This is a genomic window from Clavibacter sp. B3I6 (genome assembly GCF_030816895.1).
GTDB lineage: Bacteria > Actinomycetota > Actinomycetes > Actinomycetales > Microbacteriaceae > Clavibacter.
Window position 1 is genome coordinate 3,158,448 of record NZ_JAUSYL010000001.1, and the last position, 24,263, is coordinate 3,182,710.

The following is a 24,263-nucleotide window of genomic DNA, read 5'->3' on the forward strand; positions in this document are numbered from 1 at the left end:
GGGTCCGCCGCCGCCGCCGCCGCGTCACGGGGTGGGGTTCCGGGAGTCGTAGTGCTCGAACGACGGCAGCGCCCGGATGAGGATCCACACCACCACCGCGATGAGCAGTCCGCCCACGAGGGACGGCACCCACAGCGCCGCGAACGCGGTCACGATGCCGATGTAGGCGTCGCCGAGCCGCGGCCCGCCCGTCACCACGACGATGAAGATGCCCTGCAGCCGCCCGCGCATGTTGTCGGGCACCGCGGTCTGCAGCATGGTGTTGCGGAAGATCGAGGAGATGTTGTCGGCCGCGCCCGTGCAGGCGAGGAGCACGGAGGCGGCGACGATGCCGGGCACGCTGGCATCCTCGATGCGCGATCCGATGCCGTGCAGCACGCCCGGCTGGGACGCGAGGAGGAGCACGAGCCCGAACCCGGCGGTCGAGAGGCCGTAGGCGACGATGGCCCAGCGGATCGCGCGGCCGTGCCGCGTCACGCGTCCGACGGAGCCGCTCAGCAGGCTGCTCACGAGGCTGCCGACGGCGCCCGCCGCCGTCAGGATGCCGACGGTCACCGGCCCGCCGCCCAGGACCACCGCGCCCACCGCGGGGAAGAGCACGCGGGGCTGCCCGAAGGTCATGGCGATGATGTCGACGATGAACGACATGCGGATGTTGGGCGCGGTCCGGAGGAACCCGATCCCGTAGCGGATGGACGCGAGTCCCGGCCTCTGCACCTCGCCCTCGGGCGCGATCCGCGGCAGCGCGAGCACGCCCGTGAACGCGGCGAGGAAGAGGACGGCGTCCACCGTGTAGGTCCACTGGAACCCGACGGTCGCCACGAGCACGCCCGCGAGCGCCGGGCCGACCGTGACCATGACGCCCAGGCTGATCCCGCCGAGCGCGCTGGCCGCGGGCAGGAGGTGCGCCGGGAGGATGCGGGGGAGGATCGCCTGCCGGCTCGTGCCGATCACGGTCGCCGCGACCGCGTTGAGGATGCTCAGCGCGTAGAGCGACCACACGGTCTCCGCGTGCGTCCACGCGAGCAGCGCCAGCGCGATGGTCGAGCCCCACGCGGCGCACGACGCGATGAGCGCGACCTTCCGCCGGTCGAAGGCGTCCGCGAGCATCCCGCCGTAGAGGCCCGCGAGGATCATCGGCACGAGCGACAGCACGCCCACGAGCGCCACGGCCCCGGTGGATCCGGTGATCTCGTACACGTGCAGCCCGATCGCCACGATGGTCATCTGGCTGCCGATGCCCGCGATCGCGTTGCCCGCCCAGAGCCGGGCGAAGGCCGGGCTCTCCCGCAGGGGCGTCAGGTCGACGAAGTGGCTGCCGCGCACCTGCCGCTCGTCGGGGATGGGGATGGGGGAGGTCTCTGGCGGGGTGCTCACGTGTCGCTGCGTCGTCTCTCTGGAGTGGATTTCCACGCTAGCCGAGATCACCGACGCGGCCGCCGTCGCGCCGCGTGCGCCAGCGGGTGCGGCCCTCTCCCTCTGGTATGCTCGTGCGGTTGCCGTCTGAACGGCCGCGGATCAAGAGAGCTCGCACATCCTGTGACGGGCGCCGCGCAACGAACACGAGAGGGGATCATCACATGGCTCTGGAAGCAGACGTCAAGAAGGCGATCATCGACGAGTACGCGACCCACCCCGGTGACACCGGATCCCCCGAGGTGCAGATCGCGCTCCTCACCAAGCGGATCACGGGCCTCACCGAGCACCTGAAGGAGCACAAGCACGACCACCACACGCGTCGTGGCCTGCTCCTCCTGGTCGGCCAGCGTCGTCGTCTCCTCGGCTACCTGTCCAACGTCGACATCGAGCGCTACCGCGCCCTGATCGTCCGCCTGGGCATCCGCCGCTGACACGCACCACGCGTCGCTGATCGCATCACGACGAACGCGCGAGCCGTCACCCTCCGGGGTGGCGGCTCGTCCGCGGTTAAGGGGAGCGTCGCCCGCCCGACACCCGGCGATCCCGGTCCTCCGGGGCCCGGAAGGGGTCCGGTGCTACCATGGACGCAGTGATCCGACGGGCGCCCAGCGTCACGACGGGATCACGACAGATGGAGCTGGCCGGCAGGAGCTGGCCGTTGGTGGTGGTATTCCGAGTCGCTCGGAGCATTCCCACTGATGGTCAGACATGCGCCCGCCGCCGTCGGCCACCGGCCGCCGAGCGGAACCAGCCGCGCACGTGCACCCGGGATCCGCATCAGGCGGACCCCGACGTGTCGCCTCGCCCGCTCCTCCTCTGTCGCAGGAGGTCCGCATCCACACGGGATGCAGGACGAGCGCCCGACGGGCGTCGCCGAGAGGCGCAACACGAAGGAGAGAGACCTCAATGGAAGGTCCAGAGATCAAGTTCGCCGAGGCAGTCCTCGACAACGGCAAGTACGGAACGCGCACGGTCCGGTTCGAGGCCGGCCGCCTCGCGCAGCAGGCGCAGGGCGCGGTCGCCGCGTACCTCGACGAGGACACCATGCTGCTGTCCGCCACCTCGGTGGGCAAGCACCCGAAGGACAACTTCGACTTCTTCCCCCTGACCATCGACGTCGAGGAGCGCAGCTACGCCGCGGGCAAGATCCCCGGCTCGTTCTTCCGCCGCGAGGGCCGCCCCTCCACCGAGGCGATCCTCGTCTGCCGCCTCATCGACCGGCCGCTGCGCCCGTCGTTCATCACGGGCCTCCGCAACGAGGTCCAGGTCGTCATCACCGTCCTCAGCATCGCGCCGGACGAGTTCTACGACAGCCTCGCCATCAACGCGGCGAGCGCCTCGAGCATGCTCTCGGGCATCCCGTTCTCCGGCCCCATCGCGGGTGTGCGCCTCGCGCTCATCGGCGACCAGTGGGTCGTCTTCCCGAAGCACTCGCAGCTCAAGGAGGCCGTCTTCGACATCACCGTCGCCGGCCGCGTCGTCACCGACTCTGAGGGCAACGAGGACGTCGCGATCATGATGGTCGAGGCCGAGGCCACCGAGGGTGCCTGGGACCTCATCCAGGCCGGCGCCACCAAGCCCGACGAGGCCGTCGTCGCGCAGGGCCTCGAGGCCGCGAAGCCGTTCATCCAGCAGCTCGTCGCCGCGCAGGCCTCGCTCGCGCAGCAGGCCGCGAAGCCCACGGTCGACTACCCCGTCTTCCTGCCGTACGCGCAGGAGTCGTACGACGCCGTCTCGGCCCTCGCCCTCGACGAGCTGGGCACCGTGTACCAGATCGCCGACAAGATCGAGCGCCAGGACGCCGACGACGCGCTCAAGACCCGCACCAAGGAGGCCGTGGCCGCCAAGGTCGAGGCCGGCGAGCTGCCGCAGTCGGCGCTCACCGAGTTCTCCGCGGCGTACAAGTCCGTCACGAAGACCGTCGTCCGCGGCCGGATCCTCCGCGACGGCATCCGCATGGACGGGCGCGGCCTCGCCGACATCCGCCCGCTCGACGCCGAGGTGCAGGTCATCCCGCGCGTCCACGGCTCGGCCATCTTCCAGCGCGGCGAGACCCAGATCCTGGGCGTCACCACGCTGAACATGCTCAAGATGGAGCAGCAGATCGACTCGCTGAGCCCCATCACGAAGAAGCGCTACCTGCACCACTACAACTTCCCGCCCTACTCCACCGGTGAGACCGGTCGCGTCGGGTCGCCGAAGCGCCGCGAGATCGGGCACGGCTTCCTCGCCGAGCGCGCCCTCGTGCCGGTGCTGCCGAGCCGCGAGGACTTCCCCTACGCGATCCGCCAGGTGTCCGAGGCCCTCGGGTCCAACGGCTCCACGTCGATGGGCTCCGTCTGCGCCTCGACCCTGTCGCTGCTGAACGCAGGTGTGCCGCTGCGCGCGCCCGTCGCCGGCATCGCCATGGGCCTCGTGTCCGACACCGTCGACGGCCAGGTCCGCTACGCCGCCCTCACCGACATCCTCGGTGCCGAGGACGCGCTCGGCGACATGGACTTCAAGGTCGCCGGCACGTCCGAGTTCGTCACGGCCATCCAGCTGGACACGAAGCTCGACGGCATCCCCACGTCGGTCCTCGACGGCGCCCTCAAGCAGGCGAAGGAGGCCCGCACGGCCATCCTCGGCGTGCTGAACCAGGCCATCGACGCCCCCGACGAGATGGCCCCGACCGCGCCTCGCGTGATCTCGGTCAACATCCCCGTCGACAAGATCGGCGAGCTGATCGGCCCGAAGGGCAAGACGATCAACGCCATCCAGGACGAGACCGGCGCCGACATCTCCATCGAGGAGGACGGCACCGTCTACATCGGCGCCGTCGACGGCCCGTCGGCGGAGGCCGCGCGTGCGCAGGTCAACGCCATCGCGAACCCGACGAACCCCGAGGTCGGCGAGTCCTTCCTCGGCACCGTCGTCAAGATCGCGACGTTCGGCGCGTTCGTCTCGCTGCTCCCCGGCAAGGACGGCCTGCTGCACATCAGCGAGGTCCGCAAGCTCGCCGGCGGCAAGCGCGTCGAGAACGTCGAGGACGTGCTCGGCGTCGGCCAGAAGATCCTGGTGGAGATCACCAAGATCGACGACCGCGGCAAGCTCTCGCTCGCCCCGGTGATGGAGGAGCCCGCCGATCAGGAGGGCCGCGACGCCGCGAGCGAGGGCCCCGAGGCCCCCGCCGAGGGCTAGTCCCGACGCACCCCGCACGACCCGGATGCCCGTCCCACCTCGGTGGGGCGGGCATCCGTCGTGTGCGGGCCGTCCTGCGACGCCCCGGGGAGCGCGCTCAGCGAGCCCGGGTGCGGCCGGGCTACTTCCCGTCGTCCGGATCCGTGGGGTACGGGACGTCACGTGCCGGCGGCACCGAGATGGACGGCACCGGGGCGAGGTCGCCGGTGGGGCTCGGCGCGGGCGTCGGAGCCGGGGTCCCCGTGTCGGTCGGCGTCGGCGTCGGCACGGGCGATGGCGTGGTGCCCGGCGTCGTCCGGGGCTCCCCGGTGGCGGGCACGGGCGACGTGGGCCCCGTCGGCTCGCCGCCCGGGGACAGCGCGGTCGCCGCGATGATCCCGGCGACCACGAGCGCCGCCGCGACCAGCGCGATCACGAGCGCGAGCCGGCGACGGCGGGGCGGGGCGTCGTCGCCCGCGTCCGCCGCCGTCCGCCCCTCGCCGTGCCGCGTCATGACGTGCCCCGCATCCGGTCCGGTCAGTCCGCGACGGTGATCGCGGTGCCGACGAGCTGGGCGCGCCCGATTACGTGCGGCAGCATCAGGAAGCCGAGGATCGCGGGGGTCGCGCCCTCGGGGACGTCGACCGACTCGACGTCGAGCGCGGTCACGGTGAAGTAGTACCGGTGCGTGCCGTGGCCGGCCGGCGGCGTCGCCCCGGCGAAGCGCGTCTCGCGCGCCTCGTTGTGCATGGTGACGGCGCCCTCGGGCAGCAGGCCGGCGTCCGGGTCGCCCGCTCCGGCCGGGAGCGAGGTCGTGTCGGCGGGGATCCCGCGCACGGCCCAGTGCCAGAAGCCGCTGCCCGTGGGCGCGTCGGGGTCGTAGGCGGTGAGCACGTAGCTGCGCGTGCCCTCCGGCGCGCCGGTCCAGTTCAGGGCGGGGGACAGGTCCTGCCCGCCCTGGCCCGCACCGCGTGCGGAGCCGGGGAGCGGTGCCCCGTCGGCGAAGTCGGGGCTGGTGAGGTGGAAGGGGGCGGCATCCGGCAGGCGGTGCAGCGGGTCGTTGGGCACAGGGGTTCCTCTCGGTCGTGCTGACGCCCCAGCCTCGCACGATGCCCCGATACCCCGCCGGGAGCCGTCCACGAGGCGCATGCCGGTGGTCGGCTCTCGCCGCGGTGCGGGGTCGGAGACCCTCCGCACCCCCGAAGAGGGGCTGGGGCCCGGTGAGGATCGGTCGATAGCGTGGGTTCTGCAGGCGGGTCCACGCGACCGCCTGCCTCCGGGGGACGCATCGGGGGATGCAGGCCGCCGAGGGGTGCCGGGGTCGGGGGATCCACGGCACCCCTTCCTGCGTCCGGTCGACGCGGATCGCTGCGCGCGCCTCGCCGGAGCAGCGCTCCGCCGCTCCCGCGACGCGGCGTCGCGACGTCCGGGCCGTGGATCCGCACCCTCGCACACCGCCCGGTGCCGCGCATGTCCCGACGACGAACCGGGCCCGTCGCAATCACTTGGTACCCAAACGTTTCGCGCGCTGGGCGGTACGCTGGGACACGTGACGACGTCTCTTCCCCTCGCCTCGAACGTCGTCCCCGGCTCCCCGCCCCGGCGCCATCGCGGCGGACCTCTCGGGGCCCTCCTCACGCGGAACGCCGAGACGGCGCCCAAGCCCGTGACTGCGCCCATCGTCGATGCCACCGTGCAGGCGGCCGGTGCCCTCGTCCAGTCAGCCGCCGAGCCCGGCCTGCGCACGGGCGGGAGCATCCCGAGCCCGGCACGTCGACGCGCGATCGGCGACACCGACCTCCGCGTCTTCCCCCTCGCGCTCGGCGGGAACGTGTTCGGCTGGACGGCCGGCCCCGACGACACCTCCGCCATCCTCGACCGGTACCAGGAGGCGGGCGGCAACTTCATCGACACCGCCGACTCCTACGCGAGCGGCCGCAGCGAGCACATGATCGGCACGTGGATGCGCGAGCGCCGCAACCGCGACTCCATGGTCGTCGCCACCAAGATCGGCAAGAGCGAGGACTTCCCCGGCCTCGGCGGATCCCGCATCGAGCGCGCCGTCGATGCGAGCCTGTCGCGGCTCGGCACCGACTTCATCGACCTCCTCTACTTCCACTGGGACGACCTCGACGTCCCGCTCGAGGAGAGCCTCTCCGCGGCCAGCCTCCTCATCGCGTCCGGCAAGGTGCGGCACCTCGCCGCGTCGAACTACGCGGCCGAGCGCCTGCTGCACGCCCGGATCATCGGCGGCCTGTACGACGCGCCCCGCTTCGTCGCGCTCCAGACGCACTACAACCTCGTCAACCGCGCGCCCTACGAGTCGGAGTTCCTCGACGTCGTCCGTGGTCAGCAGCTCGCGGTCATGCCGTACTTCGCGCTCGCGAACGGCTTCCTCACCGGCAAGTACCGCACGCGCGACTCCGTGCGCGAGGGCGCCCGCGGGCAGCGCGCGGCGAAGTACCTCAACCGACGCGGCCTCCGCGTGCTCACGGCGCTCGACGAGATCGCCGAGCACCACTCGACGAGCATCGGGACCATCGCCCTGGCCTGGCTCCTCGCCAAGCCGGGGGTCGTCGCGCCCGTCGCGAGCGCGAGCCGCCCCGAGCAGGTGCACGACCTGGTGCAGGCGGCGCACGTCCAGCTCTCGCGCCACGAGGTCGCCCGCCTCGACCGCATCACCGAGTAGCCCCTCCCCAGGCGCCGTCGGCGCGCGTCCGTCCGCGCGGTGTGGACCGACGCGGCCGTGCTCGCACGCTCTCGGCTAGCTTTCCCGGACCCGTGACGCGCGGATGACCGAGCATGTGCGCGCGGGCATCCGAACGGCCCGGGGGAGAACACCTTGCACGAACGAGCGCGCGACCTGACGCTGCGACGACGAGGCGGAGCGGCGGCGTGCGCGCTGGCCGCGGTGATCGCGATCCCGGTGCTGGCCGGCTGCACGGCGCCTCCGCCCGAAGCGCCCGCCCGCACGCCGGCGCCGTCCCCGTCGCTGACGCAGGAGCAGCAGGACGACCAGGCGTTCCGGGATGTCGTCACGCGGTACGTGGATCTCGACGCAAACACCGACACGGAAGACGACCTCGCGCAGCTCTTGACAGGAAACGTCCTGGATGGCGAGAAGTCCGGCCTGGCCGATGCGCGGGGAAGGGGAATCAATACGAGTGGCAAGAGCGTCGTATCCGGCTTTGACGTCACGGATCGCGGGATCGACCCGGAAGGCGCTCAGTACATGATTGCGCAGCTGTGCCTCGATGTCGGCGGCACGCGGTTCACGGACGCCAGCGGGACGGACGTCACTCCTCAGCGCGACCCACGCCTCTCGCTCCAGGTGAAGGCAGTGAAGTCCGAGGAGGCGCTCTGGCGGATCAGCGACATAGTCCGAAACGAGGATGTGCACGCATGCGAGTGACGGCGATCCCGGTGGGGCTCGTCATGATCCTCGGTCTCATGCCCGCGCAGATGGCCGCAGCGTACGCTGCGGACGCCGGCTGCGAATTCGCGCACAGTCAATCCAGTGCGTGCACGTCAGGAAGCATCGCCGGAGGAGCTGCCGCTCTCCATGCCCAGGACGAGATCGGTCGCTCTCCCGCTACCACGGACGCTGCGCCCGTCAGGAGCGTAGGAGGGGGACCACGAAGCTCCTCAGTGCCTCTGGTCCTCCATCCGGTGCCGCGGCAGGACCGTCTGGCCGCGGACGTGGACACGGCGTGTCGACCGGGGAGGGGCGCCTGCCTCGACGGGCAGCATGCGTTCCTCCCGCCCGCGCGGCCGCCCGTGAGGCCCGCCGATCCGGCCCCTGCCGCGCCCGCGGATCCGGGGGTGATGTTGGAGGACGTGGCGCAGTTCGTCCCGCGGTCCGCATCGATCCGGTCGCAGCCGAACGGGTGGGCGCTGGTCGGGGCGCCGGTGAACCTGCTCACGGACGCGTCCGCGCAGGTGGTCGACGGGACGCTGCTGGGAAGGCCGGCGCAGGTGCGGTTCGTGCCGGTGTCGTTCACCTGGGATCACGGCGACGGCACCGCCACGACGGTCGAGGGTCCGGGGGCGTCGTGGAAGCAGCTCGGTCAGCAGGACTTCACCCCCACGGACACGAGCCATGTCTATGCGAGCGTCGGGGACCGGCAGATCTCCCTCACGATCGCGTATGCGCCGTCCTACCGGTTCGACGGGGGCGGGTGGCAGCAGATCCCGGGCACGCTCCCGGTGCTGGTCGGTCCGGTGGTGATCCATGTGCTGCAGGGCTCCACGGTCCTGGTCGGCGGGGCGTGCGGATCGGCCCATGCCGGCCCCGGGCTGCTGACGCCTACCACCGCCCTCACCCCGCATCCGCCCCGATCCGAGACCAGGCCCGTGGCGTAGGGTGACGCTGATGTCCCGCGCCGTAGAACTCCCCCTCGACCTCCCCGAGCTCACCGTGCAGTCGGCGGGCGGTGCCCGCGTCCGACGCTCCGTCCTCCCGTCCGGCGTCCGGATCCTCAGCGAGGACGTGCCCGGCAGCAGCAGCGCCACCATCGGCATGTGGGTCGCGGTCGGGTCCCGCGACGAGCAGCCCGGCGACCTCGGATCCACGCACTTCCTCGAGCACCTGCTCTTCAAGGGCACCCCGTCGCGCTCGGCGCTCGACATCGCCGTGGCCTTCGACGCAGTCGGCGGCGAGCACAACGCCGTCACCGCCAAGGAGTACACGTGCTACTACGCCAAGGTGCGGGATCGCGACCTGGGCATGGCCGTCGACGTGCTGGCCGACATGGTCACGTCCAGCCTCATCGACGCCGAGGAGTTCGAGACCGAGCGCGGGGTCATCCTCGAGGAGCTCGCCATGGCGGACGACGACCCGGGCGACGTCACGAGCGAGCGCTTCTTCGAGGCCGTGCTCGGGGATCACCCGCTCGGCCGGCCCATCGGCGGCAGCCCCGCGGACATCGAGGCCGCCGAGCGCGACGCCGTCGTCGCCCACTACCGCCGCAACTACCGCCCGCAGGACCTCGTCATCACCGCGGCCGGTGCGGTGGACCACGATGCCCTCGTCGCCCGGGTCACCGCAGGCCTGGAGCGCGCCGGATGGGACCTGTCCGTCCTCGCCGCCCCCGTCGCCCGTCGCACCGGCGATGTCGGCGTCATCACGCGCGGCAGCGACCTCGTCGTCGTCGACCGCCCCATCGAGCAGACCAACATCCTGCTCGGCGTGCCGGGCCTCGCCGCGTCCGACGACCGGCGGCCCGCCCTCGCCATGCTCAACTCGGTGCTCGGCGGCGGCATGTCGTCGCGCCTGTTCCAGGAGGTGCGCGAGAAGCGCGGCCTCGCCTACTCCGTCTACTCCTTCGGCGCCTCCTACTCGGACGCCGGCGTCTTCGGCCTCTACGCGGGATGCACCGCGGCCAAGACCGCGCAGGTCTCCCGCCTCATGGTCGACGAGTTCCGGCGCCTCGCCGAGGACCACGTGACCGACGAGGAGCTGACCCGCGCCTTCGGCCAGCTCTCCGGGCAGTCCGCCCTCGCGCTCGAGGACTCGGACACGCGCATGTCGCGGCTCGGCCGCTCGGAGATCACGACGGGCGAGTACGTCGACCTCGACGAGACGCTCACCCGCCTGTCCCGCGTCACCGCCGAGGACGTCCGCTCCCTCGCAGCCGACCTCGTCTCCCGTCCGCTCTCGATCGCCGCTGTGGGCACCGTCGGCGCCGACGCGTTCGCCCCGCTGCTCGAGACCCGCTCGCTCCTCTAGGAGGAACCGTGTCCCACTACATCTACCTCGTCCGCCACGGCGAGCAGCAGGACGCCGAGCACGGGCTGCCCGACGGCCCGCTCTCCGGTCGCGGCAAGCGCCAGGCGCACTGCATCGCCGACCGGCTGAGCGGGGTGCCGTTCACGTCGGTGCGCCACTCGCCGCTCGCGCGCGCGGAGGAGACGGCGGCGATCATGGCCCAGCGCATGCCGGCCGTCGAGCCGGAGCCGTCGTCCCTGCTGTTCGACTGCATCCCGTCGGGCCCCGTGCCGGACATGCCGCACGCCTTCGAGTCGTTCTTCGGCGGGGTGACCGAGGAGGAGATCGACGCGGGCAGCGCCCAGATGTCCGACGCGGTGAGCGAGTTCCTGGCGCCGGCGCGCGGGGACCGGCACGACCTCCTCATCACGCACAACTTCGTCATCGCGTGGTTCGTGCGGCACGTGTTCGACGCCCCCGAGTGGCGCTGGATGGGGATCAACCAGGCCAACTGCGGCCTCACGATCATCCGGGTGCGCTCCGCGAAGCCGCCCGTCCTGGTGGTGCACAACGACCTCGGCCACCTCCCGGTGGAGCTGCGCACGGGACTGCCGGAGCAGCAGCCCTACTAGGCCGATCCGCCCGGCCGGCCAGCGTCGGCGCGGACCGCGCCGGTACGCTGGCGGGATGACAACCACGGTCGCCGTCGTCGGCGCAACGGGCCGCATGGGCCAGCTGATCACGCAGATCGTCGAGGCGAGCGCCGAGTTCGAGCTCGTCGCCAGCCTCGACTCGAAGGACGAGCTGTCCGACATGCTCGGCGCCGACATCGCGGTCGACGTCACGCTCCCGGCGGTCAGCCAGGGGGTCGTCGAGTACGCGGTCGCGCACGGCATGAACGTGCTCGTGGGCACCAGCGGCTGGACGGGTGAGCGGATCCAGGACCTCGAGCGGCGGATCACGGGCAACCTCGCCGTGGGCGTCGTCATCATCCCGAACTTCTCGGTCGGCAGCGTCCTCGCGACGTCCTTCGCGCAGATGGCGGCGCGCTTCTACGACTCCATCGAGATCGTCGAGGCGCACGGCGCCACGAAGATCGACTCGCCGTCGGGCACGGCCGTGCGCACCGCGGAGCTCATGTCGCAGGCCCGCGGCGCGCGCGGCCCGGTGCAGGCGCCGCACATCGACCAGCGCGCCCGCGGCCAGCAGGTGGCGAGCATCCCCGTGCACAGCCTCCGGATGCAGGGCGTCGTCGCCAAGCAGGACGTCGTGTTCGGCGGCAACGGCGAGGTCCTCACCATCAGCCATGACACGCTCGCGCCGAGCGCGTACGAGGCGGGGATCCTGCTCGCCCTCCGCGCGGTCCGCACCGCGCGGGGCGTGGTGGTCGGGCTCGACCGCCTCATCGACCTCGACGGGTCGCGCGAGCGCGCCACGCGGGACGCCGCCGCCGCGCCGACCGGTCCCGTGGACGACGGCGGGCCGAGCGGCCAGGCGGCCACCGTCACGAGCTCCTGATGGGCACGCGCATCGGCGTGGGCCTCATGGCCGTGCTCATGGTGCTGTACCTGGCGGTGGCCGGGCAGTTCGCCGTGCTGCTCATCGTGTCGGGCGAGCTCGTCGGCGTGGTGCTCGGCCTCAGCCTCGTCTTCCTGTCGCTCGTCGGCGCGTGGGCCCTCGTCCGCGAGCTCCTCTTCGGGATCCGCAGCGCACGGCTCACGCGGATCCTCGACGAGGAGGGCGGCCTGCCCGTCGCCGACCTGCCGACCCGCGCGAGCGGCCGGCCCCTGCGGGACGCGGCCGACGCCGCCTTCCCCGCATACCAGGCCGAGGTCGAGGCGGAGCCGGCCAGCTGGCGGGCGTGGTTCCGTCTGGGCCTCGCGTACGACGCGAGCGGCGACCGACGACGCGCGCGCGGAGCGATCCGCCGCGCGATCGCCCTGCACGGGTCGGTGCCGTCCGCCTGACCCGACCGGGCGACGGCGCGAACCCGGGGCTCAGGCCCTCGTGAGCAGCCGGTCGATCGCGAGCTCCACGGTGGGGTCGCGGAAGGCGAAGCCGTCGGCGAGGAGCTTCTCGGGGCGCGCGGGCTGGCTGGACAGCAGCAGCTCCTGGCCCGCGTCCCGCAGCGCCAGCCGGATGAGGGCCTCCGGCGCGGGCACGAGGTAGGGGCGGTGCATGCGCTTCGCGAGGTGGCGCATGAGGCGGTCGGCCATCACGGGCTCGGGACCGGTGAGGTTCACCGGGCCCGACAGCGGGGATGTCAGCAGGTGCACGATGGCGGCGGCCTCGTCGCGGAGGGAGATCCACGGCCAGACCTGCCCGCCCGTGCCGAGCTTCCCCGCCAGCCCCAGGTTCGTGAGGAGGCGCAGCGGGGCGAGGGCGCCCGCCTGCGCGAGCACGAGGCCGGTGCGGAGGGCGACGACGCGCACGTCGCCGGACGCCTCGAAGGCCTCGGCCTCCCACGCCTCCACGACCTCCGCGAGGAAGCCCGTCCCGCGCGGCGAGTCCTCGGTGAGGCGCTCGGCGGGGCGGTCGCCGTAGAACCCCACGGCGGATCCGTTCAGCAGCACCCGCGGCGGCGTCGACGCCGACGCCAGGGCGCCCACGATGGTGCGCGTGGCCTGCACGCGCGAGGACCGGATCTCCTCCTGGTACGGCTTCGTCCACGGAAGGCGGCTGATGGACGCGCCCGACAGGTTCACGACCGCGTCCACGCCGTCGAGCACGGCCGGATCCAGGCGGCCCTCCGCCGGCTGCCACTCGTGCTCGTCCGGACCCGAGGGGGCGTGCCGCACCAGCTTCTCCACGCGGTGCCCGGCCGCGCGCAGCTGCGCCTGCAGCTCGGTGCCGATGGTGCCGTCCGCGCCGGAGATCAGGACGGTGAGCGGGGCGGGGGATGCGGTGCTGTCGGACATGGTCGAGCCCTTCGTCGGTGCCCGACAGCCTACGGCCCGGTCCTCCCACGACCCGGGGCGGTCGCCGCGGGCGGTCGCGTACAGTGACGGTCGTGCCCCACGACGACATCGCCTTCCGATCCGACATGACCGTGGAGCTCGTCCGCTCGAGCGCCCACGACTCCGACGTGATCTTCGCCGCCCGCGTCTCGACCGCCGGCGAGAAGACCCTCGAGCATGCGCTCGACGAGCCGGACGGCCAGGACCGCGCCCTCGAGGGCGACGTCGACACGGAGGCCGAGGAGAAGCGCGTGAAGCGCGACCGCGGCCTCATCAACTACCTCATGCGCGACCGCCACGGATCGCCCTTCGAGCACAACTCCATGACCTTCTACGTGCAGGCGCCGATCTTCGTCTTCCGCGAGTTCATGCGCCACCGCATGGCCTCCTACAACGAGGAGTCGGGCCGCTACAAGGAGCTCGACCCCGTGTTCTACGTGCCCGGGCCCGAGCGCAACCTCGTGCAGGTCGGCAAGCCCGGCGCGTACGAGTTCCTCGCCGGGAGCCCGGAGCAGACCGAGCTCGTCCAGGCCGAGACCCGCCGCACCTCGACCGAGGCGTACGCGTCCTACCAGCGGATGCTCGGCGAGGGCGTGGCCCGCGAGGTCGCCCGCATCGTCCTGCCGCTCAACATCTACTCGTCCATGTACGTGACGCTCAACGCGCGCGCCCTCATGAACTTCCTGTCGCTGCGCACCAAGCACGAGGACTCGACGTTCCCGAGCTTCCCGCAGCGCGAGATCGAGATGTGCGCCGAGAGGATGGAGATGGAGTTCGAGCGGCTCATGCCCCTCACCCACGCGGCCTTCCAGAAGAACGGCCGCGTCGCGCCGTAGCGCGCCCGGACCCGACGACCGCCGACCGATACGATGGGTGCCGTGTCCACAGAGAACCCCTTCGGCCAGGTCCTGGTGGCGCTCGTCACCCCGTTCACGGCCGACGGCGAGGTCGACTGGCCGGGCGTCGAGAAGCACATCGACGACGTGATCGTGGCGGGCGCGGACGGCATCGTCGTCACGGGCACCACGGGCGAGACCAGCACGCTGACGGACCCGGAGAAGGTCAAGCTCGTCGAGGTCGGCCGCTCGGTGAGCGCGGGCCGGGCGAAGATCATCACGGGCGGCGGGTCGAACGAGACCGCGCACGCCATGCAGCTCGCCCGCCAGAGCGAGAAGGCCGGCGCGGACGGGAACATGATCGTCACGCCGTACTACAACAAGCCCACGCAGGCCGGCGTCCTCACCCACTTCCGGATGATCGCCGACGCCACCGACCTGCCGGTCATCCTGTACGACATCCCCGGCCGCACGGGCATCCCCATCCAGTACGAGACGATCCTCCGGGCCGCCAAGCACCCGAACATCCTCGCCATCAAGGACGCGAAGGGCGACCTCGCGCAGGCCAGCCGCGTGCTCAACCAGACGGGCCTCATGTACTTCGCGGGCGACGACGCGAACGCGCTGCCGACGCTCGCCATCGGCGGCACCGGCCTCATCGGGGTCACCGCCAACGTCACCGCCACGCCCTACCGCACCATGGTCGACGCCGTGAACGAGGGCGACCTGGCCGCCGCCACGCACGCGCACCAGCAGCTCGAGCCGCTCGTCCGCGCGGTGATGACGCACGTGCCCGGCACGGTCGCCGCGAAGTACATCCTCCACGGCCTCGGCCGCATCGGCAGCCCCCGCGTGCGCCTGCCCCTCGTAGGTCCGGAGGAGTGGGAGGCCGCCCAGATCGAGGACGAGATCGACCTCGTCCGCGACGTCCCCGGCGTCGACTTCCGCAACTTCCGCCCCGACCGCAACGCCGCCGCCGGCGGAGCGCTGCCGAAGATCGCGGGCACCACGCGCTGACGCGCCCACGCACATCCCCCGCCGGCCCCTTCGGGCCGCACCGCCGACCGAGGAGCCCCATGCCCCAGACGATCTACGATCCCCCCGCGCTCAAGCCCGGCATCCTGCGCATCACCCCCATCGGCGGCCTGGGCGAGATCGGCCGCAACATGACCACGTTCGAGATCGACGGCAAGATCCTCGTCGTCGACTGCGGCGTGCTCTTCCCCGAGGAGCACCAGCCGGGCGTCGACCTGATCCTCCCCGACTTCTCCTCCATCGCGGACCGCCTCGACGACGTCGTCGGCATCGTGCTCACGCACGGCCACGAGGACCACATCGGCGCGGTGCCCTACCTCCTCAAGCTGAAGCAGGACATCCCGCTGATCGGCTCCGGCCTCACGCTCGCCCTCATCGAGGCGAAGCTCAAGGAGCACCGGATCAAGCCGTACACGTTCCAGGTCAAGGAGGGCGACCGCGAGCGCCTCGGGCCGTTCGAGCTCGAGTTCGTGGCGGTCAACCACTCCATCCCGGACGCCCTGGCCGTCGCCATCAAAACCGAGGCCGGCAGCGTGCTGCACACCGGCGACTTCAAGATGGACCAGCTGCCGCTCGACGACCGCATCACCGACCTGCGCGCCTTCGCGCGCCTCGGCGAGGCCGGCATCGACCTCTTCATGTCCGACTCCACCAACGCGGACGTCCCGGGCTTCACGCCCACCGAGCGCTCGATCGGGCCGGTCCTCGAGGCCGTCATCTCGAAGGCGCCGCGCCGCGTCATCGTCGCGAGCTTCTCCAGCCACGTCCATCGCGTGCAGCAGGTGCTCGACGCCGCCGCCGCCAACGGGCGCCGCGTGGCGTTCATCGGCCGCTCGATGATCCGCAACATGACCATCGCGGCCGAGCTCGGCTACCTCAAGGTGCCGGAGGGGGTCCTCATCGACTCCAAGAAGGCCGTCAACCTGCCGGACGACGAGATCGTCTACATGAGCACCGGGTCGCAGGGCGAGCCGATGGCGGTGCTGAGCCGCATGGTCAACTCGGAGCACCAGATCGAGATCGGCCAGGACGACACGGTCATCCTCGCCTCGAGCCTCATCCCCGGCAACGAGAACGCCGTGTACCGGATCATCAACGGGCTCACGAAGCTCGGCGCGAACGTCGTGCACAAGGCCAACGCGAAGGTCCACGTCTCGGGCCACGCCGCCGCGGGCGAGCTGCTGTACTGCTACAACATCCTCAAGCCGCGGAACGTGCTCCCGGTGCACGGCGAGTACCGTCACCTGGTCGCGAACCAGCAGCTCGCGATCCAGACGGGCGTGCCGGAGCGCAACACGTTCCTCGCGGAGGACGGCACCGTCCTCGACATGAAGGACGGCCACGTGCGCGTCACGGGCCAGCTCGACATCGGCTACGTCTACGTCGACGGCTCCACCGTGGGCGAGATCACCGACGCCGACCTCAAGGACCGTCGCATCCTCTCCGAGGAGGGCTTCGTCACGATCTTCGCGGTCGTCGAGCCGCAGACCGGCAAGGTCATCGTGGGTCCGGAGATCGAGGCGCGCGGCTTCGCCGAGGACAGCAAGGTCTTCGACAGCGTCAAGCCGCTCGTCGTCAAGGCGCTCGCGGAGGCCGCGGCCAACGGAACCCGCGACACGCACGCGTACTCGCAGGTCGTCCGGCGCACGGTCGGCCGCTGGGTCAACTCGTCGCACCGGCGCCGGCCGATGATCATCCCGGTGGTCATCGAGGCGTAGCGCCACGGCCGCCGCCGGCGGAGCAGCGCGTCCCGGAGGGGGCGGGGGAGGCCCCGCCCCCTCCGTCGTCCCCGGCGTCGGCCGGTCCCTCGTCCGCACGTCCCGCCCGCCTCCTCCCGGGGCCCCCCGCCGCGGGCGCGCATGTCATCCCCGCGGCCGACCCGCCCGCCGTGCTCCGCCCCTAGCGTCGAGGGTGACCGGACGGACCGCTGGGGGACGCCGGGGAAGGAGCGGCCGTGGGCGTCTGGCGGAGATGGATCCTCCCGATCACGAGGCTCGTCGTGCTGGCCGCCATCGCGGCGGCCCTCGTGCGCATGGCGTTCTTCGGCACGACGGCGGAGGAGGCCTCCGAGGTGCCGACGGGCTCCGTGGTCGAGTCGCAGGTCGCGGCGTCGATCGCGACGGTGGTCAACGACGTGACCGTGAAGGGCAGCATCCAGCCCGACCCCGCCGTCCCCGTGAAGGCGACCCTGCAGGGCAAGGTCTCCAAGCTCGTCGCCGGGCAGGGAGCCACGGTCGCGGTCGGCGACCCGATCCTCGTCATCCGCCAGGAGACCCCGGTCGACCCGGTGGTCGCCGCGGACGGCACGGTCACGCAGCCGAAGCCCAAGGTCGTCACCGAGACGGTCACCGCGAAGGCGGCCGGCTCGCTCACCGAGCTCGGCGTCCTCGTGGGCCAGGAGGTCGCCGTCGGCGACGCGGTCGGCCGCATCTCGCCGCCCACCTTCCGCGCGAGCGCCCCGCTCACCGCGGAGGAGCAGTACCGGCTCGTGACCCAGCCGGCCGCGGCGCGCGTCGCGATCGCGTCGGGCCCCGCGCCCTTCGAGTGCGCCGACCTCCGCATCGGCCAGCCGTCCGCGGCTGCCGGCGACGGCGCGACGGGCGGCGCGGGCGACGCGGGGTCCACGGGAGCCGCCGGAGGCGCGGAGTCGGCGTCCACCGGCGCGACCGTCTCCTGCGCCGTGCCCGCCGGCACGCGCGTGTTCCCCGGCCTCGCCGCCGAGATCACGATCCCCGCGGGCGAGGCGCCCGACGTCCTCACCCTCCCCACCACCGCCGTCGAGGGCCTCGCCGACACGGGCAACGTCTGGCTGCCGTCGGAGTCCGGCGAGCCGGAGGAGCGCGCGGTCGGCCTCGGCATCAGCGACGGGAAGGTCGTGCAGATCACCTCCGGCCTCGCGGAGGGCGACATGGTGCTCGAGTTCGTGCCCGGCGCACCGGCGCCCACGGAGGACCCGATGATGATGCAGGGCGGGTACGGCGGATGAGCCTCATCCGCCTCGAGCAGGTGACCCGCACGGTCCTCCGCCCGGACGACGAGCCGCTGACGATCCTGCACGGCGTCGACCTCGACGTCTCGGTGGGCGACCACGTGTCGATCGTCGGCCGCTCCGGATCCGGCAAGTCGACGCTGCTCAACATCCTCGGCCTGCTCGACACCCCGACCACCGGCGAGGTCCTCCTCGACGACGTGCCCATGGCCCGCGTCTCGGGCTCCCGTCGCGACCGGGCCCGGGGCGGGGACATCGGCTTCATCTTCCAGCAGTTCAACCTGCTGCAGGGGCGCACGGCGCGCGAGAACGTGATGACGCCGCTGCTCTACTCCACCGGCCGCACCTTCTGGCGCCGCGCGTCCATCGCGGCCGACATGCTCGAGCGCGTCGGCCTCGGCCACCGGATCGACTCCATGCCGGAGACCCTGTCCGGCGGCGAGCAGCAGCGCGTCGCCATCGCGCGCGCCCTCGTCCGCTCGCCGCGGCTGATCCTCGCCGACGAGCCCACGGGCGCCCTCGACATCGAGACCGGCGCGACGGTCATGACCCTGCTGGCGGAGGTCGCGCACGCGTCCGGCGCGGCGCTCGTCACCATCACGCACGACCCGACCGTCGCGGCGCGCGCCGACCGGCACCACCGGCTGGAGGCCGGCGTGCTCGCGCCCGCCGAGGCGCTGGTCCGCGAGGTGCTCGCGTGAGCGGCTGGCTCGCCCGCACGGGCACGGGCCTCGTCGGCGCGGTCGTCGAGGCGTGGGCGGAGCTGCGGATCCACCGCACGCGCGTCCTCCTCTCCCTCATCGGCGTCGCCGTCGCGGTCACGGCCATCACCTCCGTCGTCGGCCTAGGCGGGGTGGTCGAGCAGGCGCAGACCGAGCAGTTCGAGCGCGAGTCCGGCCGGCCCGCGGCGCTGTCCGTGTCCACCTACTCGGAGACGGGGGCCGGGATGCCGTACGCGGACCAGCGGACGCTCCTCGCCGAGATCGCCGACCGCTACGGCATCACGTGGTCCACGGTGATCGCCTCCTCGCCGTTCCCGGTCGAGCTCCCGGGCGGCGCCGTCGAGGTGCAGGCGACCGTCGTGGACGTGGACTACGGCGAGATGCGCCGGGTCGACCTGGCCGACGGGCGGTGGTTCGACGACCGCGACGCCGACCGGCTCGCCCCGCCGATCGTGGTCAACGCGGCCTTCATGGCGGCCCTCGGATCGCCGGAGCTCGCGACGCACCCCACCGCCGTGCTGCGGGGAGCGGAGGGCGACGCCACCGGCGTCGTGGTGGGCGTCACGCCGAACCGGTATGCGGAGGAGCCGCCCGCGATGCTCCTGCTCGCCGCGTCGGCGGAGCGGCTGATGGGCCCGACCGGGCTGGACGCGACGCAGCCGCAGATGGAGTTCTGGGTGCCGGAGGCGGAGTCCGAGGGGCTGATGGCGGCGATCCAGTCGACGGACGTGGCGGCATCGGCTCCCGACGGCGTGCAGGCGTCCGTCAACCGGACCGACTACGGCACGTACGACTACGACCCGCTCCTCTCGCTGAAGATCCTGGTCGGGGGAGTGGCCGGCCTCGTGCTCCTCCTCGGCGCGCTCGGCCTCGTGAACATCTCGCTCGTCACCGTCGCCCAGCGGATCCGCGAGATCGGCGTCCGCCGGAGCTTCGGCGCGAGCGCGGGCCGCGTGTTCTTCGCCGTGATGATGGAGAGCGTCGTCGCGACGACGGCCGCGGGCGTGGTCGGCGTGATGGCGGCCGTCGCGATCGTCAAGAACCCCTGGATCCTCTCGTTCGTCGCCTCGGGCGTCACGGAGTTCCCGCCGTTCCCGCTCGATGCCGCGCTCCTCGGGCTCGGCGCCTCGCTCGTGGTCGGCGCCATCGCGGGCCTGCTCCCGGCGCTCGTCGCGGTGCGGGTCTCCGTCATCGATGCGATCCGGTACTGATGCCGGGTCCGGGCGGCGAGGGTCGCGCCCGGCTCGGCGGACGTCCGGCGACGGCGGCGCGGGATAACGTGGGTCGCATGGCTACGAGCACCAGGTCGACCAGTCGCGCCGGGAAGACCTCCTCGCCCGCGCCGCGCGCCACGCCCCCGCGCAAGGGGCGTGCCGCCGAGACGAAGCAGCAGACCGTCGCCTACCCCGTCCAGGCGGAGCGCCGCGGCCCGCTGGTCGTCGCGTGGATGGGCCTCGCCCACGCCACCGGGGCCCTCTTCCGCGCCCTGGGCCCCGAGAAGCTGGCGAAGGAGGAGCGCCGGGACGGCATCCCCTTCCTCCTCGTGGTCCTCGCGATCGCCGGCGTCGTGGTCGAGTGGTTCAACCCGCTGAACGACGTGGCGATGGCCTTCGACGCATACACGTTCGGCGGCCTCTTCGGCCGGGTCGCGTTCGCGCTGCCCATCGTGATGGTGCTCCTCGCGCTCTGGCTCTTCCGCCATCCGGCGTCCGTCAGCGACAACGGGCGGATCGGCATCGGCGTCACGCTCTTCCTCGTCTCCATCTCGGCGCTGTGCCACCTCTTCAACGGGGCGCCGGATCCGCGCGACGGCATGCTCGCGCTGGCCCGCGCGGGCGGCGTCCTCGGCTGGGTGCTCGCGGCCCCGCTCGCCCTCCTCATCACGCCGGTCGGCGCGGGCGTCGTGGCGGGGATCCTGCTCGTGCTGTCCCTCTTCATCATCACGCGCACGCCGCCGAACCGCGTCGGGGTCCGCCTCCGCGAGCTCTACTCCTACCTCTTCGGCGCCCCGCCGGTGGACGAGGAGCAGCGCGCGGCCGACCGTGCCGCCCGCCGGTCCGGCGCGACCGAGCAGGTCGAGCTCGACGGCCTCGATGACGGCCCCGTGGACACCGACAGCCTCCCGTGGTGGCGCCGCAACCGCAGCCAGCGCGAGGACGCGCCGGCGTTCGACAGCCCGGTGCTCGCGCCGCACGCCGGATCCGACGACGCGGACGAGGATCGGGACGACGACCGCGACCGGGGCCGCGGCCGTCGCGGTCGGCCCGCCGCCGAGGCTCCCACCGCCGTCATCGACCGCACCGTGGACCCGGACGCCTCCCGTCCCGAGCCCGGCGCCTTCGCCGGCGACGACGCCGCGACCCGGCGCATCGACCTCGCCGAGCCCGTCGCCGACCAGGCGGCCACCGCGATCCTCCCGTCCGTCCCCGCGCATCCCACGGGCATCCGCGACGACGACGAGCCCGCCGTGCTCCCCGGCTTCGAGGACGACGGATCCGACGCGGCGACCGTGTCGGGGGAGTCGGACACCCCGCAGGCTCCCTATCGACTGCCCGCGGCGAGCACGCTCTCGCCCGGCACGCCCGCGAAGTCGCGCTCGTCGGTCAACGACGAGGTGGTCCGCGCGCTCACCGAGGTGCTCACCAACTTCCAGGTCGACGCGACGGTCACCGGCTTCTCGCGCGGTCCGACGGTCACGCGCTACGAGCTCGAGCTGGCGCCCGGCGTCAAGGTCGAGCGCGTCACGGCGCTCGCCAAGAACATCAGCTACGCGGTCGCCTCCAACGAGGTCCGCATCCTCTCGCCCATCCCGGGCCGCAGCGCCATCGGCGTGGAGATCCCCAACACCGACCGCGAGATCGTCTCCCTCGGCGACGTCCTCCGCTCGTCGGCCGCCACGAACAGCGCGCACCCGATGACCATCGGCGTCGGCAAGGACGTCGAGGGCGGCTACGTCATCGCCAACCTCGCCAAGATGCCCCACCTCCTGGTCGCGGGATCCACGGGCTCCGGCAAGTCGAGCTTCGTGAACTCGATGATCACGTCGCTCCTCATGCGCGCGAAGCCCAGCGACGTGCGCATGGTCCTCATCGACCCGAAGCGCGTCGAGCTCACCATCTACGCGGGCGTGCCGCACCTCATCACGCCCATCATCACCAATCCGAAAAAGGCGGCCGAGGCGCTGCAGTGGGTGGTGAAGGAGATGGACATGAGGTACGACGACCTCGCCAGCTTCGGCTTCCGCCACATCGACGACTTCAACAAGGCCGTCACGAGCGGATCGATCGTGCTCCCCGAGGGCAGCGAGCGGACCCTCCGCCCGTACCCCTACCTCCTCGTCGTGGTGGACGAGCTCGCCGACCTCATGATGGTGGCGCCGCGCGACGTCGAGGACTCCATCGTCCGCATCACGCAGCTCGCGCGCGCGGCCGGCATCCACCTGGTGCTCGCCACGCAGCGCCCCTCGGTCGACGTCGTCACGGGCCTCATCAAGGCGAACGTGCCGTCCCGCCTCGCCTTCGCGGTGTCGAGCATGACCGACTCCCGCGTGATCCTCGACCAGCCGGGCGCCGACAAGCTCATCGGCCAGGGCGACGGCCTCTTCCTCCCCATGGGCGCCAACAAGGCGGTCCGCGTGCAGGGCGCGTGGGTGCAGGAGGCGGAGATCGCGAAGGTCGTCGAGCACGTGACGCGCCAGGCCCGCCCGGACTACCGCCAGGACGTCGCCGTCGCCGCGGAGCGCAAGGAGATCGACGCCGACATCGGCGACGACCTCGAGGTGCTGCTCGCCGCCGCCGAGCTCGTGGTCAGCACCCAGTTCGGCTCGACCTCGATGCTGCAGCGGAAGCTGCGGGTCGGGTTCGCCAAGGCCGGCCGCCTCATGGACCTCCTCGAGGCGCGCGAGATCGTCGGCCCGTCGGAGGGGTCGAAGGCGCGCGACGTGCTCGTCTCGGCGGAGCAGCTGCCGGGCGTCCTCGCGACGCTGCGGGGGGAGACACCCGCCGCCGCGCCCGTGGCGCCCACCGCGGCAGCGCCTGCCGCGGTCGCCGCCGAGCCGGTCGACGACGACCGCTACCCGTCGGATCCGCTCCACAAGGACCTCGACGCCTACGAGCAGGTGGAGGCCGAGGGCGACGACGACGCCTGGGGCCTCACGGGCAGGGACTGAACCGTGGCCGAGTCGAGCGGATCGGGCGCCACCGGGATCGGGGCACCGCGCGTCTGGCGCGCGGGCGACTCCCCGGCGAGCCCCTGGAACGTCGCCAACGTCCTCACGATGGCCCGGATCCTGCTGGCCCCGGTCTTCGTCGTCCTGCTCGTGGCGGACGACGGCGCCGACGGGCCGCTCCGCTACGCGGCCGCCGCGCTGTTCGTGATCGCCATCGCGACCGACGGCGTCGACGGGCACATCGCGCGCAGCCGCAACCTCGTGACCGACCTCGGCAAGCTCCTCGACCCCATCGCCGACAAGGTGCTGACGGGCGCGGCCCTCGTGATGCTGTCCGTGCTCGGCGAGCTCCCGTGGTGGGTGACGATCGCGATCCTCGTCCGCGAGCTCGGGATCACGGCCTACCGCTTCGCGGTGCTCCGCGACCGGGTCGTGGCCGCGTCGCGCGGCGGCAAGCTGAAGACGGTCGCGCAGGCCGTGGCCATCAGCGTCGCGCTGCTGCCCCTGTGGGACGTCGTGGGCGACGGGATGCACGTCGTGAACACGGTGCTGATGTCGATCGCCTTCGCCCTCACGATCCTCTCCGGCCTCGACTACGTGCGGCAGGCGCTGCGAGCGGAGCGCGCGTCATGAGCGCCGTCGACGACGCGACCGACGAGCAGCTCGCCGAGTGCGTGATCGCCGCCCTCGTCGCCAGCGGGCGCCGCATCGCGGTCGCGGAGTCACTCACGGGCGGCCTGCTCACGGCGGCCCTCGTCGGCGTCCCCGGAGCCTCCCGCGCCCTGTCGGGCGGGATCGTCTCCTACGACACGGCCCTCAAGCGCACGATCCTCGGCGTCGAGTCGTCGATCCTCGCGGTCCACGGAGCGGTGCATCCGGACGTCGCGCGGCAGATGGCCCGCGGCGTGCGCAAGGTCTGCGCGGTCGACGGACGCCCGGCGGACGTGGGCGTCTCCACCACGGGAGCCGCGGGTCCCGACCCGCAGGACGGACAGCGGCCGGGCACGGCGTTCGTGGGCCTCTCCATCGACGGCGACTCGCGCGCCGTCGCCCTCCACCTCGACGGGGACCGCCAGGCGGTCCGGGCCGGGGTGGTCCGGGAGGCCCTAGTGGCCCTCGTCGACGCGCTCGAATCCGGCGGGAACATCTGATGCGGGTCCCGCGTTGTCATGATCAGGTTCACAAGCAACGCCCAGTGGCCCTGCTTAGCCTGAGGCCTCGGCCGGATGCTCACCCATCAGCCCCGGACCTCCGGTTCGATCAGGCACCAG

22 protein-coding genes are annotated in these 24,263 nt (G+C 72.5%); 18 read left to right on the forward strand and 4 right to left on the reverse strand.

Going from position 1 to position 24,263, the window contains the following annotated elements; genetic code table 11:
- Nucleotides 1-24: 24 nt before the first annotated feature.
- Nucleotides 25-1,377, reverse strand: coding sequence for an MFS transporter (locus tag QFZ62_RS15240; protein WP_307507486.1), 1,353 nt, complete (start codon nt 1,375-1,377; stop codon nt 25-27).
- A 203-nt stretch (nt 1,378-1,580) separates the two neighbouring features.
- On the opposite strand from QFZ62_RS15240, the gene rpsO reads away from it, so the two are divergent.
- Nucleotides 1,581-1,850, forward strand: a complete 270-nt coding sequence (rpsO, locus tag QFZ62_RS15245) for a 30S ribosomal protein S15 (protein ID WP_086514442.1) — start codon at nt 1,581-1,583, stop codon at nt 1,848-1,850.
- 475 nt (nt 1,851-2,325) lie between these two features.
- Nucleotides 2,326-4,599 carry a polyribonucleotide nucleotidyltransferase gene (locus QFZ62_RS15250; RefSeq protein ID WP_307507490.1) on the forward strand — a complete coding sequence of 758 codons (2,274 nt, stop codon included), beginning with the start codon at nt 2,326-2,328 and terminating at the stop codon, nt 4,597-4,599.
- 121 nt (nt 4,600-4,720) lie between these two features.
- On the opposite strand, the gene QFZ62_RS15255 is transcribed toward QFZ62_RS15250, so the two are convergent.
- Together QFZ62_RS15255 and QFZ62_RS15260 are read right to left on the reverse strand one after the other, a co-directional pair.
- Nucleotides 4,721-5,092 (reverse strand): hypothetical protein, encoded by a 372-nt coding sequence (locus QFZ62_RS15255; protein ID WP_307507494.1) that lies wholly within the window; start codon nt 5,090-5,092, stop codon nt 4,721-4,723.
- A 23-nt stretch (nt 5,093-5,115) separates the two neighbouring features.
- Nucleotides 5,116-5,646, reverse strand: coding sequence for a YbhB/YbcL family Raf kinase inhibitor-like protein (locus tag QFZ62_RS15260; RefSeq protein WP_307507497.1), 531 nt, complete (start codon nt 5,644-5,646; stop codon nt 5,116-5,118).
- Nucleotides 5,647-6,127: 481 nt separating this feature from the next.
- On the opposite strand from QFZ62_RS15260, the gene QFZ62_RS15265 reads away from it, so the two are divergent.
- The 7 genes from QFZ62_RS15265 to QFZ62_RS15295 all read left to right on the forward strand — a co-directional run bounded on the left by QFZ62_RS15265 (nt 6,128) and on the right by QFZ62_RS15295 (nt 12,252).
- Complete coding sequence (locus QFZ62_RS15265; RefSeq protein WP_307507499.1) at nt 6,128-7,267, forward strand: aldo/keto reductase; 1,140 nt, start codon at nt 6,128-6,130, stop codon at nt 7,265-7,267.
- A gap of 153 nt (nt 7,268-7,420) precedes the next feature.
- Nucleotides 7,421-7,990 (forward strand): hypothetical protein, encoded by a 570-nt coding sequence (locus QFZ62_RS15270; protein WP_307507501.1) that lies wholly within the window; start codon nt 7,421-7,423, stop codon nt 7,988-7,990.
- A 425-nt stretch (nt 7,991-8,415) separates the two neighbouring features.
- Entirely contained in the window at nt 8,416-8,940 is a 525-nt protein-coding gene (locus tag QFZ62_RS15275) for a hypothetical protein (protein WP_307507503.1), read from the forward strand.
- A 10-nt stretch (nt 8,941-8,950) separates the two neighbouring features.
- Nucleotides 8,951-10,306, forward strand: coding sequence for a pitrilysin family protein (locus tag QFZ62_RS15280; RefSeq protein ID WP_307507506.1), 1,356 nt, complete (start codon nt 8,951-8,953; stop codon nt 10,304-10,306).
- 8 nt (nt 10,307-10,314) lie between these two features.
- On the forward strand, nt 10,315-10,917 hold the full coding sequence (locus tag QFZ62_RS15285) for a histidine phosphatase family protein (RefSeq protein WP_307507508.1): 603 nt from the start codon (nt 10,315-10,317) through the stop codon (nt 10,915-10,917).
- A gap of 55 nt (nt 10,918-10,972) precedes the next feature.
- Entirely contained in the window at nt 10,973-11,803 is an 831-nt protein-coding gene (dapB, locus tag QFZ62_RS15290; protein WP_307507511.1) for a 4-hydroxy-tetrahydrodipicolinate reductase, read from the forward strand.
- On the forward strand, nt 11,803-12,252 hold the full coding sequence (locus QFZ62_RS15295) for a hypothetical protein (protein ID WP_307507514.1): 450 nt from the start codon (nt 11,803-11,805) through the stop codon (nt 12,250-12,252). The genes dapB and QFZ62_RS15295 overlap by 1 nt, the downstream gene beginning before the upstream one ends.
- Nucleotides 12,253-12,282: 30 nt before the next feature.
- Here QFZ62_RS15295 and QFZ62_RS15300 read toward each other — a convergent pair whose 3' ends face one another.
- Entirely contained in the window at nt 12,283-13,203 is a 921-nt protein-coding gene (locus QFZ62_RS15300; RefSeq protein ID WP_307507517.1) for a TIGR01777 family oxidoreductase, read from the reverse strand.
- 83 nt (nt 13,204-13,286) lie between these two features.
- Between QFZ62_RS15300 and thyX the strand changes: the two genes are divergently transcribed.
- From thyX to QFZ62_RS15345, 9 genes are all read left to right on the forward strand, one after another.
- A complete protein-coding gene (gene thyX, locus QFZ62_RS15305; protein ID WP_307507520.1) occupies nt 13,287-14,078 on the forward strand; it encodes an FAD-dependent thymidylate synthase in 792 nt (263 codons plus the stop codon).
- A 33-nt stretch (nt 14,079-14,111) separates the two neighbouring features.
- A complete protein-coding gene (dapA, locus tag QFZ62_RS15310; protein ID WP_307507522.1) occupies nt 14,112-15,095 on the forward strand; it encodes a 4-hydroxy-tetrahydrodipicolinate synthase in 984 nt (327 codons plus the stop codon).
- Nucleotides 15,096-15,154: 59 nt separating this feature from the next.
- The gene (locus QFZ62_RS15315; RefSeq protein WP_307507525.1) at nt 15,155-16,831 is read left to right on the forward strand and encodes a ribonuclease J; all 1,677 of its coding nucleotides are present in this window, start codon (nt 15,155-15,157) and stop codon (nt 16,829-16,831) included.
- A gap of 236 nt (nt 16,832-17,067) precedes the next feature.
- Entirely contained in the window at nt 17,068-18,099 is a 1,032-nt protein-coding gene (locus QFZ62_RS15320; protein WP_307507528.1) for a hypothetical protein, read from the forward strand.
- The gene (locus QFZ62_RS15325; protein WP_307507530.1) at nt 18,096-18,803 is read left to right on the forward strand and encodes an ABC transporter ATP-binding protein; all 708 of its coding nucleotides are present in this window, start codon (nt 18,096-18,098) and stop codon (nt 18,801-18,803) included. Before QFZ62_RS15320 ends, QFZ62_RS15325 begins: the two co-directional genes overlap by 4 nt.
- The gene (locus QFZ62_RS15330) at nt 18,800-20,035 is read left to right on the forward strand and encodes an ABC transporter permease (RefSeq protein WP_307507532.1); all 1,236 of its coding nucleotides are present in this window, start codon (nt 18,800-18,802) and stop codon (nt 20,033-20,035) included. Before QFZ62_RS15325 ends, QFZ62_RS15330 begins: the two co-directional genes overlap by 4 nt.
- A gap of 77 nt (nt 20,036-20,112) precedes the next feature.
- Nucleotides 20,113-22,992, forward strand: coding sequence for a DNA translocase FtsK (locus QFZ62_RS15335; protein ID WP_307507535.1), 2,880 nt, complete (start codon nt 20,113-20,115; stop codon nt 22,990-22,992).
- A 3-nt stretch (nt 22,993-22,995) separates the two neighbouring features.
- The gene (gene pgsA, locus QFZ62_RS15340) at nt 22,996-23,625 is read left to right on the forward strand and encodes a CDP-diacylglycerol--glycerol-3-phosphate 3-phosphatidyltransferase (RefSeq protein ID WP_307507538.1); all 630 of its coding nucleotides are present in this window, start codon (nt 22,996-22,998) and stop codon (nt 23,623-23,625) included.
- Nucleotides 23,622-24,143, forward strand: a complete 522-nt coding sequence (locus QFZ62_RS15345; RefSeq protein WP_307507540.1) for a CinA family protein — start codon at nt 23,622-23,624, stop codon at nt 24,141-24,143. Before pgsA ends, QFZ62_RS15345 begins: the two co-directional genes overlap by 4 nt.
- Nucleotides 24,144-24,263 lie beyond the last annotated feature (120 nt).

What these genes read in the sequence shown, in the direction of transcription:
- rpsO (WP_086514442.1), top strand. Translation starts at nt 1,581, where the DNA reads ATGGCTCTGGAAGCAGACGTCAAGAAGGCGATCATCGACGAGTACGCG.
- QFZ62_RS15250 (WP_307507490.1), top strand. Translation starts at nt 2,326, where the DNA reads ATGGAAGGTCCAGAGATCAAGTTCGCCGAGGCAGTCCTCGACAACGGC.
- QFZ62_RS15255 (WP_307507494.1), bottom strand. Translation starts at nt 5,092, where the DNA reads ATGACGCGGCACGGCGAGGGGCGGACGGCGGCGGACGCGGGCGACGAC.
- QFZ62_RS15280 (WP_307507506.1), top strand. Translation starts at nt 8,951, where the DNA reads ATGTCCCGCGCCGTAGAACTCCCCCTCGACCTCCCCGAGCTCACCGTG.
- dapB (WP_307507511.1), top strand. Translation starts at nt 10,973, where the DNA reads ATGACAACCACGGTCGCCGTCGTCGGCGCAACGGGCCGCATGGGCCAG.
- QFZ62_RS15295 (WP_307507514.1), top strand. Translation starts at nt 11,803, where the DNA reads ATGGGCACGCGCATCGGCGTGGGCCTCATGGCCGTGCTCATGGTGCTG.
- QFZ62_RS15300 (WP_307507517.1), bottom strand. Translation starts at nt 13,203, where the DNA reads ATGTCCGACAGCACCGCATCCCCCGCCCCGCTCACCGTCCTGATCTCC.
- dapA (WP_307507522.1), top strand. Translation starts at nt 14,112, where the DNA reads ATGGGTGCCGTGTCCACAGAGAACCCCTTCGGCCAGGTCCTGGTGGCG.
- QFZ62_RS15315 (WP_307507525.1), top strand. Translation starts at nt 15,155, where the DNA reads ATGCCCCAGACGATCTACGATCCCCCCGCGCTCAAGCCCGGCATCCTG.
- QFZ62_RS15325 (WP_307507530.1), top strand. Translation starts at nt 18,096, where the DNA reads ATGAGCCTCATCCGCCTCGAGCAGGTGACCCGCACGGTCCTCCGCCCG.
- QFZ62_RS15335 (WP_307507535.1), top strand. Translation starts at nt 20,113, where the DNA reads ATGGCTACGAGCACCAGGTCGACCAGTCGCGCCGGGAAGACCTCCTCG.
- QFZ62_RS15345 (WP_307507540.1), top strand. Translation starts at nt 23,622, where the DNA reads ATGAGCGCCGTCGACGACGCGACCGACGAGCAGCTCGCCGAGTGCGTG.